At 68.8% G+C, this 10051-nt stretch carries 8 protein-coding genes; 3 read left to right on the top strand and 5 right to left on the bottom strand.

All coding sequences use genetic code 11. The features are described 5' to 3' along the window. A partial coding sequence (locus NRP21_RS17690) for an alcohol dehydrogenase catalytic domain-containing protein (protein WP_257717555.1) occupies positions 1-98 on the bottom strand: 98 nt, incomplete at its 3' end. 200 nt (positions 99-298) lie between these two features. Between NRP21_RS17690 and NRP21_RS17685 the strand changes: the two genes are divergently transcribed. Together NRP21_RS17685 and NRP21_RS17680 are read left to right on the top strand one after the other, a co-directional pair. Continuing rightward, on the top strand, positions 299-982 hold the full coding sequence (locus tag NRP21_RS17685) for a helix-turn-helix domain-containing protein (protein ID WP_257717551.1): 684 nt from the start codon (positions 299-301) through the stop codon (positions 980-982). Between the two features lie 834 nt (positions 983-1816). After that, complete coding sequence (locus NRP21_RS17680) at positions 1817-2776, top strand: replication protein RepA (protein ID WP_257717550.1); 960 nt, start codon at positions 1817-1819, stop codon at positions 2774-2776. Positions 2777-3374: 598 nt separating this feature from the next. Here the strand turns inward: NRP21_RS17680 and NRP21_RS17675 are convergent. Next, positions 3375-5276 carry a DEAD/DEAH box helicase gene (locus NRP21_RS17675; protein WP_257717554.1) on the bottom strand — a complete coding sequence of 634 codons (1902 nt, stop codon included), beginning with the start codon at positions 5274-5276 and terminating at the stop codon, positions 3375-3377. Between the two features lie 482 nt (positions 5277-5758). On the opposite strand from NRP21_RS17675, the gene NRP21_RS17670 reads away from it, so the two are divergent. Then, positions 5759-6631: an IclR family transcriptional regulator gene (locus NRP21_RS17670; protein WP_257717549.1), complete on the top strand. Its 873-nt coding sequence runs from the start codon at positions 5759-5761 to the stop codon at positions 6629-6631. Here the strand turns inward: NRP21_RS17670 and NRP21_RS17665 are convergent. The 3 genes from NRP21_RS17665 to NRP21_RS17655 are packed head-to-tail and all read right to left on the bottom strand — an operon-like array spanning position 6555 to position 10014. After that, on the bottom strand, positions 6555-7268 hold the full coding sequence (locus NRP21_RS17665) for an ABC transporter ATP-binding protein (RefSeq protein WP_456300241.1): 714 nt from the start codon (positions 7266-7268) through the stop codon (positions 6555-6557). The genes NRP21_RS17670 and NRP21_RS17665 overlap by 77 nt on opposite strands. A gap of 5 nt (positions 7269-7273) precedes the next feature. Beyond that, positions 7274-9079 (bottom strand): branched-chain amino acid ABC transporter ATP-binding protein/permease, encoded by a 1806-nt coding sequence (locus NRP21_RS17660; RefSeq protein ID WP_257717547.1) that lies wholly within the window; start codon positions 9077-9079, stop codon positions 7274-7276. A gap of 5 nt (positions 9080-9084) precedes the next feature. After that, positions 9085-10014, bottom strand: a complete 930-nt coding sequence (locus NRP21_RS17655) for a branched-chain amino acid ABC transporter permease (protein WP_257717546.1) — start codon at positions 10012-10014, stop codon at positions 9085-9087. Positions 10015-10051 lie beyond the last annotated feature (37 nt).

Raw genomic sequence — 10051 nt, 5'->3', positions numbered from 1 at the left:
ACAACCTTCGCCTCGCCGACCGCAACGCCCTTCGTCTCCGGCCCCAGCGCCGCCACGCGCCCGGCAATCTCATGGCCCATCACCAGCGGCAGCGTCATGCCCCGATCCTGCATGGAGAGCCGCCCGCCTCCCCAACGGCCCAGGTGCGCGCGCCGCCCCTCCTGATTTCGTCAAAGGCGGGCCAAGCCAAGTGGCTGTCCCGTCCCATACACTTCCACGTCGCTTGACAATTTAATTCAAGCGCTTCAAACGATCGAATTCGCTGTGGTCATGGTGGCCTATAGAATCCTCGCACCAGATGGACACGCGCCAGAACCTCATCGCAACCGCTGAGCGGCTTTTTGCGGAGCGCGGCGTGGATGCCGTGTCCATGCGAGAGATCAACCGCGCTGCAGGGCAGGGGAACGCTTCCGCGCTGCACTACCACTTCGGCTCGAGAGACGCCTTGATCGAGGCAATCGTCGGATGGCGCCTGCAACCAGTGAATATGCGCCGTCACGAGATGCTTGAGACCTACGCTCGGGATGGCTGTAGAGGCGGCGCCGACCGCCTGACCCAGTGCCTGATCAGGCCGATGTCAGAGGTGGCATCGTGCCGACTCGAGGAGAATGGCTGGCTCTGCTTCCTCGGCCAACTCTATGCGGGCAGCAAGCTGGACCTTCCCGCGATCGCTCAGCGCTTGGGCTGTGACAGCAGCCTTCACCTCCTCACCAAGGAATTGCGGGCGGCAATACCAGAGGTCCCGCGGGACGTCCTGGATCAGCGGCTTGCGATCTGCGTTCGCCAAGCTGTTCAGGCGCTGGCGGATTGGCAAGGCAATGTGCTGCAGCATAAGGCGGGCACCCGGCTCTGCAGCCTCGAACTTTTCGTAGAGAACCTCGTCGATATGACCGCGGCCGCCCTCACCGCCGCGCCGAGCACCAGGACCTTGAAGGCGCGGAGTGAAAGCGGACGCATCTCGTGCCTGCAAATGGTCGGCTGATCTGCACGAACCTCGAAAGGCAGCCGATCAGTGCGCCCAAGAAGGACGGGTAGGCGACAACACCGTGGCAGCAACGGATCTGCCGGTCGAGCGCGGCATAGGCCGAAGAAGGCTTCTCGGCATCGTCTTAGCGGGTCTGTTTGGCATCGTGACTGGTGCGCCAGCCGGGTACCCGAGAAGTCAATTCGTACCGTCGCGGAGTGCGCGCCGGGCGGCATAAACGACCTCCCACCGCGGCTGTTCGCGCAGGGCCCGACCACATCGCTTGACCAGACCGTCCGCGTGGAGAACCGGGCTGGCGCCGGCGGCAACACCGGGTCCGAGTTCATCACGTGCGGCTTACGACGCTACACCCTGCTGACAGGGTCCAGTCTCCGTGAACAAAACCCTCTATTGCTGGTTGCAGTTCAACGCACTCGAGTCACTCGCCGCCGTTACCCTGCTGGGCATGGTCCCGAATGTCCTGGCCGCGGATCCACAATCCCGGGCCTGAACGCATCAATCACAGCGGATGGCGATGCGGCACCATTCTCGGCTGGCCTCTCCCGCACCGTCCTCGATTCGCGCCGCGCCCTCGAGTCGCATGGCAAATAGGCGACGCCGCCCGCCCCGGATGTCCCCAGCAAGCGCGCGGACTCCACCGACCATGGCAGGGACTCTACCGACCGCACCGCACCATGAATCAACGAGTCGCCAAGGTTTTCCCGAGGACTCTGGCGACCAAACTAATAGTTAGCCTTTCTAATACCCTTCCCTAGTAGCTCGGTCGGTACAGTCCGCGGGGACTTCCTGTGACAATCCGTGCTTGAAGCATTGGTTATGGAGGGCTGGCCCATGGGCACCTTGCACGATCTGCTCCAGGAGCGCGGGAAGCGCGCAGTGCTCGACCTCGACGTGGATCGGCGGGTGGTCGAGGCCGCGGCCGAGTACCTGGCGGATGAGGAGAATGGGCTCGGCTTCGCCTATAGCGGCTGGGCGCAAGCCGCACTGCCTCACAAGCGCCTTGCGGAAGACGCGACCTGGCAGCTCCAGACCGACCGGATGATCCTCATGGTGGAGCCGGGCCGGCGTCCGGTCCGGGACGCGGCACCCCAATGGGTTGGCGTTCCCTATGGATCCAGGGCGCGTCTCATCATGCTCTACCTTCAGACCGAGGCGCTGCGCACAGGCTCGCGCGAGGTCGAACTTGGAGGCTCGCTGCGTGCCTGGCTTACCCGCATGGGTATCTCGCCCGGCGGAAAATCCATGCGGGACGTAAAGGACCAGGCTGAGCGCATCTCCCGCTGCCGTCTCACCTTCAACATGACGGGACGCGGGCGGTCCGGTCTCGTGAACCAGAACATCGTGGACTCCGCGCTGTTCCTGGACGGGGAAGACGAGGAGCGCCAGGGCACGCTTTTCCTGGACCGCGCAAGGCTCTCGGAAAGCTTTTTCGCAGAACTGCAGAAACACCCGGTTCCGCTCGAGGAAGCCGCGATCCGGGCCATCAACGCCCATTCCATGGCCCTCGACGTCTATCTGTGGCTGGCCTACCGGCTCCATGTCCTGGACAAACCGCGGGCAGTGACATGGGCGGCGCTCAAGGCGCAGTTCGGCACAGGTTTCCGCCAGCTCAAGCACTTCAAGGCCCCGTTCCAGGACAACCTGGCGCTGGCGATGGCGGTCTACCCCGCCGCGAAGGTGGAGGTTCGGGACGAAGGGGTGGTCCTTCACCCCTCCCATCCCCCCGTCGCGGCCCGGCCCACCTCGGTCGGTAGAGTCCTCACCAACGCCCCACGGCCGGCCGCGCAGTAAAACAGGCACCTTCGGGCAACCGAACTCAAAGTTGGCAAAGCCCTGATCCGCCAGGGCTGCACCCGCACCACACAGCGGGCAATCCCAGAATGTTACTGGGGAAGTCGGAAACCCGAGGTCGGTAGAGTCCCTACCCTCGAGGGTACGCCTCCCAGACCCAGCAGCGCCGTGCCGGGCCAGAGTACCTGGGCTGCCTGACTTAGGCAGGACCCCCTTCCCGCAGATCAAGCAACCAGCCTTCTGGCCGCTACAAGCGGCTCACCACCAGGGCCACTGGCCCCGGCAACGGTGTAGCGCCGGATCCTGGTCGGTAGAGTCCACACCCCCGAACGGCGCGCCAGGGCTGCTGGTCGGTAGAGTCCTCACCCGCTCCCCTGGCAATTCACATGGAACGGGCGTCCATCCCCGACGGGCGGGGGACAACCTCCCACAGCATCGGACAGAGGAGAGAAAGAAGCGTCCTACACCGCCCCGGGGGGACGGGGCCTTCCTAGAATAGGCTCATTGCTTCGGTCGGTAGAGTCCGCACCCGCGTAGAGGCCCCGGGCCGAGGGCTCTCCAAGCCGTTGACGGCGATGGCGGTCGGGACGGCAAGGCATCAGCCCATCCCCCTCCCTGGAGCCTCCGACCGACGATCCGGCCTGCCGATCGGCGGCTTCCACTCCCCTCGCTTGCGGACGGACCAGGCGTAGCGCGGATCGTCGTCCAGCAAGTGCAGGTGATCCTGCAGCCGGTTGCGCTCCAACCAGCCGATCGCGGCCTGGAGCTCGGCCAGAGTCATCTGCGCCCGACTCTTGTCGCCCATCACGCGCTTCAGGCACGCGTTGTAGCGGTGGTAGAGTCCAGGGCCCGCGACGCCGGCCCGCGGACCCGCCCGGCCCGCCTCGTCCTCCACCGCCTGGATCGCGACCATCTCTCCAAGGCGCGTCCGCAGACGGCGCTCCGCAGCGGACGGCACCTCCAGCATCTCCCCTTGCACCTCCTCGTTCTCGGGACGATGCATCGCCAGTTCCGGCCCGGGCCGGAGCGTGTCGAAGCGCATGGCGAGCGCGTTGGAGGAGAGGGGGGTGATGCCCTCCTTCGCCGGCGGCAGCTGATCCAGCAGCCAGAGGGGGAGGGGGGGCTGGCGCCGCACCTCCTTCGGACGCCGGGCGAGGGTTCCCTGCTCCGTTTCCATCCTGCGCCGAAACCCTCCGAACAAGGGGTCGTCGGGGTGGAACACCAGCGCGCGCTGCGCCTCGTACCCACCGGCATGCGGGTCCACACGCGTGGCGCGCGCCACCATCTGCTCCAGCCAGGGGCGCGAGCGGATGTGGGTCAGCGCGGCGACGACAGCGACCTCCGGCGCGTCCAGCCCCTCATAGGCCATGGCAACGGTGACGAGGACCGAAGGCTCGGGCCGCAGCCGAAAGGCGGCGAGCACCTCGTGCGCGCGGGGCGTGTCGGAGGTGGCGAGCTGGGCAACATCCTCGGCCTGAGCGGCGGGGATCCAGCGGCGAAGGACCTCAAGGTAGTGCTTCGCCGCGCTCTGATCGGGCGCCACCACCAGCAGCTTGCCCAACCCCCGGGCAGTGGCGCCGACCGGCAGGCCGCGCGCCTCGCGGCGCCTGGCGCGCAGGTCGCGGATTGCGACGAATGCCTCGCGCAGCAAGGCTTCCGCGAAGCCGGTGCGGAGCGCCGTGAAGAGGGCAGGGCGGGTGGTCTCGGACGGGAAGGGGGCGGAGAGGCGGTGCGGCCCGACCTCCACCTCCTCCTCGCGCCAGCTCGCCTCGCCGTCCAGCGCGCCGAAGGTCACGGGCAGCACCGCCTTCTCGGCCAGGGCCTGGGCGCGGGAGTAGCCGACCACCGCCCAGCCCTCGGCGTCGAGCTCCACCTCTCGCGTGCGCGCCCGCGGCCCGCGGCGGTAGGGCAGCCAGAGGATGCCGCGCCCATCCGCGCGCTCCAACGTGCCCGAGAGCAGCAGCCGCACGGCCGAGGTCTCGAGCAGCGGCAGGATGGCGCGCGACCAGGCGCTCGCCTGGTCCTCGCCCGCCGCCTCGGCCTGGGCGGCGGCGACCGGATCGGTCTCTGCGAGGGAGGGCAGGTGGTGCATCTCGTCGATGACGAGGAGCGTGCGGTGGCGCCGGAACTCGGCCAGGTGCAGATCCGGCGCCGCGGCAACGGCCTGGTAGGTGGTGACATAGCCCGCCAGCCCGCGGCAGGGATCGGGCGCGTTGTCGGCGGCACGAACGCCGAGGGAATGGCCAAGCGCCACGCGCCAGGCCGGGTCCGCGAAGGCCTCCTCGGCCTGCAGCCGCAGGCTGTCGCGCGGCACGATCCAGCAGATGCGCTCGACATGGCCGGAGGCGATCAGGGCCGAGGCGGCGAGCACGGGCAGGAGCGACTTGCCCCCGCCCGGCGTGACGGCGGCGAGGATGTCGCGCGCCTCCGTCTCGCCGGCCGCGATCGCCTGGACCACGGCCGCGAGCTGGCGCTGATGGGAGCGGAGAGGTCGTTGCAGGCTGGCACCCGGGGATAGGGAAGGGGCCTACCACCCTGATTCCTCTTGATTCCCGTGTCCAGCCATGAAGTGCCTCAGCGCATCATCACCGCCGCGCGAGTCTGTCTTACCGCCCTGGCCTTACCGCCCTAGCGGTAAAGAGACCGCCGTGCACGGCGCCTCGCGTGGAGGAGAATGCAATCCAAGCCGCAGCTTCGACGTGAACGGCCGTGCTAACCCGTATTGTCCCGGTGCGACCGGTTTTTCCTGAACCTTGCGAGCCGGCGCGTCCTGCTGATCGTCGCGTGTTGCAGGCATTGGCCAGTGCCGGGCGCGCCCAGCAACGCCGGCGCCACGGTACTCGCCTGGAGCGTGAGAATCGCGTAAGGCGGCCGATCTCAGCCAGCCGGGTTCCGACGGTGCCCAGGATCCGCCGGGCAGAGTTGGGCCATGCGGTCGCAGGCGCCGGACGGTCGGTTCTTCCCGGACATGGAGGTCAGGCGATGGTGGAAGGGCGGGGCGTTCAGTCCATCGAGGTCGGCGGCCGGCTGCTGCGCGCGCTGGTGGGTGTCGGCCAGCCCGCCATGCTGCGCGACTTGGCCGGGGCTGCGGGACTCACCCCGGCCCAGGCGCACGCCTATCTCCTCAGCTTCCGCAAGATCGGCTTGGTCGAGCAGGACGAGGTGAGCGGGCGCTACGCGCTCGGCCCCTTTGCACTGGAAATCGGGCTGGTCCGCATGCGCAGCGCCGATCCGCTGCACATGGCCAGCAAGGCCGCGGCTGAGTTCGCGGCGGAGATGGGGCTGATGGTCACCATCGCCGTCTGGGGCACTCACGGTCCCACCATCATCCAGGTGCAGGAATCCAGCCGCGCCATCCACGTGAACCTGCGGGCAGGATCCGTTTACACCATCACCGGCACGGCGACCGGCCAGCTCTTCGCGGCCTTCATGCCCGCCGCCCAGATCCGCCCGTTGCTGGAGGAAGAACTGCGCGGCACGGGCGGGGCCGAGCGGAAGGTCGGCCGCGCTACGTCGGAGGCGCGGCTGGAGCGCGACATCGCCGCCATCCGCGCCCTCGGCTACTCCACGACAGAGGGCGTACCGGTGCCCGGGATCAACGCCATCAGTGCACCGGTCTTCGACCATACCGGGCAAATGCAGCTGGCGATCACGGCGATCGGCAACGAGGGCACGCTGGATTGCGGGCCGGAGAGCGCGCAGGCGGTCGCCGTGCTCGCCCTCTCGCGCCGCCTCTCCTCCGAACTGGGTTACCAGAATCCGGAGCGCGCGGCCCCGGTCAATGTCCCGCGCCGAGGTAGGCCGCGCGCACCTGCGGATGCTGCAGAAGCGCTGCGCCGGTCCCGGACAGGGTGACGCGGCCGGTCTCCAGCACATAGGCTTGGTCCGCGACGCCGAGCGCCAGGTTCGCCATCTGCTCAACCAGCAGCACGGTGATACCGCGCGCGCGCAGATCCCGGATGATGCCGAAGATCTCCCGGATCACGAGCGGCGCCAGGCCAAGCGAGGGCTCGTCCAAAAGCAGCAGGCGCGGTTCGCCCATCAGGGCGCGGGCGATGGCGAGCATCTGCTGCTCCCCACCGGAGAGGGTGACGGCCATCTGGTCCTGTCGCTCGCGCAGCCGGGGAAACAGGGCGTACTGCGCCTCGATCGCGGCCTCCATTGCGGAAGGGGAGAGGTCGCGCGACCAGCCACCGAGTTCGAGGTTGTCGCGCACGCTCTGGTCCGGAAAAACTTGGCGCCCCTCCGGCGAGAGGGCGATGCCAACGCCCACCCGGCGGTGCGGCGGCATTGCCGTGATCTCCCGCCCCTCGAAAAGGACCCGCCCGGCGGATAAGGGCAGCAGCCCAGCGACGGCCTTCATCAGCGTCGTCTTGCCCGCGCCGTTGGCGCCGACGATGGCGACCACCTGCCCCCTCTCCACGCGGATCGAGACGTCGCTGACCGCCTGGATCGGCCCGTAGCCGATGCAGGCACCTTCCACCTCCAGCATCGCGCTCACGCCCTCACCGCCACTCGGCCCTCGGCCTCCTCCTCGGGCTCCACCTCATCAGTTCCGAGATAGGCGGCCATGACTCGGGGGTCGGCCTGCACCACGGCCGGCGCGCCCTCCGCGATGACCGCGCCGTAGTCCAGCACGATCACATGGTCGGAAATGGCCATGACGAGATCCATGTGGTGCTCCACCAGCAGCATGGTGACGCCCTGATCGCGGATGCGGAGGAGGATCTGGCCCAGCTCCGCCGTCTCCTGCGGGTTCAGCCCCGCCGCGGGCTCGTCCAGCAACAGGAGGTGCGGCTCCGTCGCCAGGGCGCGGGCCAGCTCCACGCGGCGCTGCAGGCCGTAGGGCAAGGCGCCGGCGGGCTGGTCCGCGAGCCCGGACAGCCCGAGGAAGCGCAGGATCTCCGCCACCCGCGCCTCGGCCGCCCGCTCCTCCCGCCAGGCGAGCGGCAGCCCGAGGAGGGACGAGAGAAAGCCGTTCCGCATCCGCGCGTGCTGGCCGAGCAGCACGTTGTCCCGCACGGAGAGGTCCCGGAACAGCCGCAGGTTTTGGAAGGTGCGCGCGATGCCACGCCGGCAGACCGCGTGCGGCGCCGCCCGGCCCAGAGCCTCTCCCCGGAAGAGAGTGCGCCCGGAATCGGGCCGCACCACGCCGGAGAGCATGTTGATCAGCGTGCTCTTCCCCGCGCCGTTGGGGCCGATCAGCGCGTGGATATCGCCGGGGGTGAGACACGCGGACACGTCGCGCGCCGGGCGCACGCCGCCATAGGCTTTGTTCAGGCCCTCGGCCGAGAGCAGCGGCCCTGCCATCGCCGGCGCCTCGCGCAGCGGCAGGCGCGCATCCGCGGCCGGCGCTTCCGCCCGCCGCGGCGCGGCATCGCGCCGCGCGCGGAACAGGCCGCCCAGTACGCCGGCCAAGCCTTTGGGCATGACGTAGAGGGCGAAGAGGAGAAGGGCGCCCTGGACGAAGTGCTCGATCCAGGCCCAGCGCGCCACCATGGCGCTGATCACCGTCAGCGTCACGGCGCCGAGGACGGGCCCGGCCAGCGATCCCGCACCGCCGAAAAGGACGAGCAGCAGAATGAAGATCGAGAGATTGAAGGTGATAAAGTCGGAGTTGATATACTGGTTCTGCTGCGCAACCAGCGCCCCGGCCAGCCCGCAGCTTGCGGCCGCGATCACGAAGGCCAGCACCTTGTAGCGATGTACCGCGACGCCGACGGCCCCTGACGCCACCTCGTCCGCCTGCAGGGAAAGGAAGGCGCGGCCGTAGCGCCCCGTGAGCAGGTTCCGCAGCAGCAGGTGCAGGACAAGGCCGAGCGCGATCACCAGCCAGACCCACCCCGTCATGTCCAGCGGCTCGCCGGCAAAGGTGAGGGGCTTGATGGCGTAGATGCCCATGGCGCCGCCGAACACCTCGGCTTCCGTCACGACCTTCTCTACCACGATGCCGAAGGCGAGCGTCACCATCGCCAGGCTGGGGCCGCGCACGCGGAGGGACGGCGCCGCGATCAGCACGCCACAGAGCGCCGCGATGACGGTGGAGAGGACCAGCGCCGTCCATGGCCCGAGATCCCAGGCGGAGGTGGTGAGCAGCGCAGCGCCATAGGCGCCTGCGGCAAAGAGCCCGGCCTGGCCGAGCGACTTCTGCCCGGCAAAGCCCAGCAGCACGTTCATCCCAGAGGCGCAGAGGAAGTAGATGCCGATGTTGAAGAGGATGCGGAGATAGAAGTCGTTCGTGACGACCCCGGCGACGATTGCCGCAACGCCCGCGACGAGGACGGCAATGAGAGCATGGCGCATGCGCGTCACACCTTGTCCAGCGCGCGCCGGCCGAACAGCCCGTTGGGGCGGATGGCCAGGACGAGGATGATGAGGAGGAAGACCGCGATCTCGCGCCACTGGGCCTGCCAGAGCGCGACGCCGGATTCCATGAGGCCGAGGGCGAAGCCGCCGAAAATGCAGCCGCGCGGGTTGTCCAGGCCCCCGAGGATGGCGCCCGAGAAGGCCTTCAGCGCGATGCCCACCCCCATAAAGAGGGAGGCAGAGGCGATGGGCGCCACCAACACGCCGCCGACCCCGGCCAGCGCCGACGACATGGCAAAGGCGCCGAGCATGATGGCCGTGACATTGATGCCCATCAGCGCCGCCACGTTCGGATCATACGCCACGGCCCGCATCGCCTTGCCCAGCCGCGTGCGGCGCATGACGAGGTCGAAGCCGAGCATCAGCAGCACGGCGACGGCCAGCACCGCCATTTCCTGCGGCCGGACGCCGGCGCCGCCCAGGCGGATCACGTCGTCGCCGAAGGGGGAGGGCATGTTCACCGGCGCCGGGCCCCAGACGGCGAGGCCGAGGGACTGGAGGATGATGCCGAAGCCGATCGTGCTCATAACCCAGGACATGCCGGGCTTCCCCGCGAAGGGACGGACCGCCGCCAGGAACAGCAGCAGCCCGAGGGTGCCGAGCGCCGCCCCCACGGCGATCGCCGCGACGGGGTAACGGAATCCTGCCGAGGCGGCGGATGAGAGGGCGGCGAAGCTGCCGCCCTCCCCACCCGAGGACAGGGCATAGAGCACCGTCACGCCGAGGAAGGCGCCCACGCCGATGAACTCGCCCTGGGCGAAGTTCAGCGTGCGGGTGGTCGTGAAGGTGATGCTGAAGCTGAGCGCGATCAGGGCATAAACACCCCCGATCGCCAGCCCGCTCACCAGGGCCTGCAGCATGGTCTCCAGCACGGGCGCGCTCCTCCTGGCCGGTGAAAGGTCCGGCCCC

It is taken from the genome of Roseomonas populi, assembly GCF_024594815.1.
In the GTDB taxonomy this organism is placed as follows: domain Bacteria; phylum Pseudomonadota; class Alphaproteobacteria; order Acetobacterales; family Acetobacteraceae; genus Roseomonas; species Roseomonas populi.
This window is presented reverse-complemented; position numbering and strand designations above follow the sequence as displayed.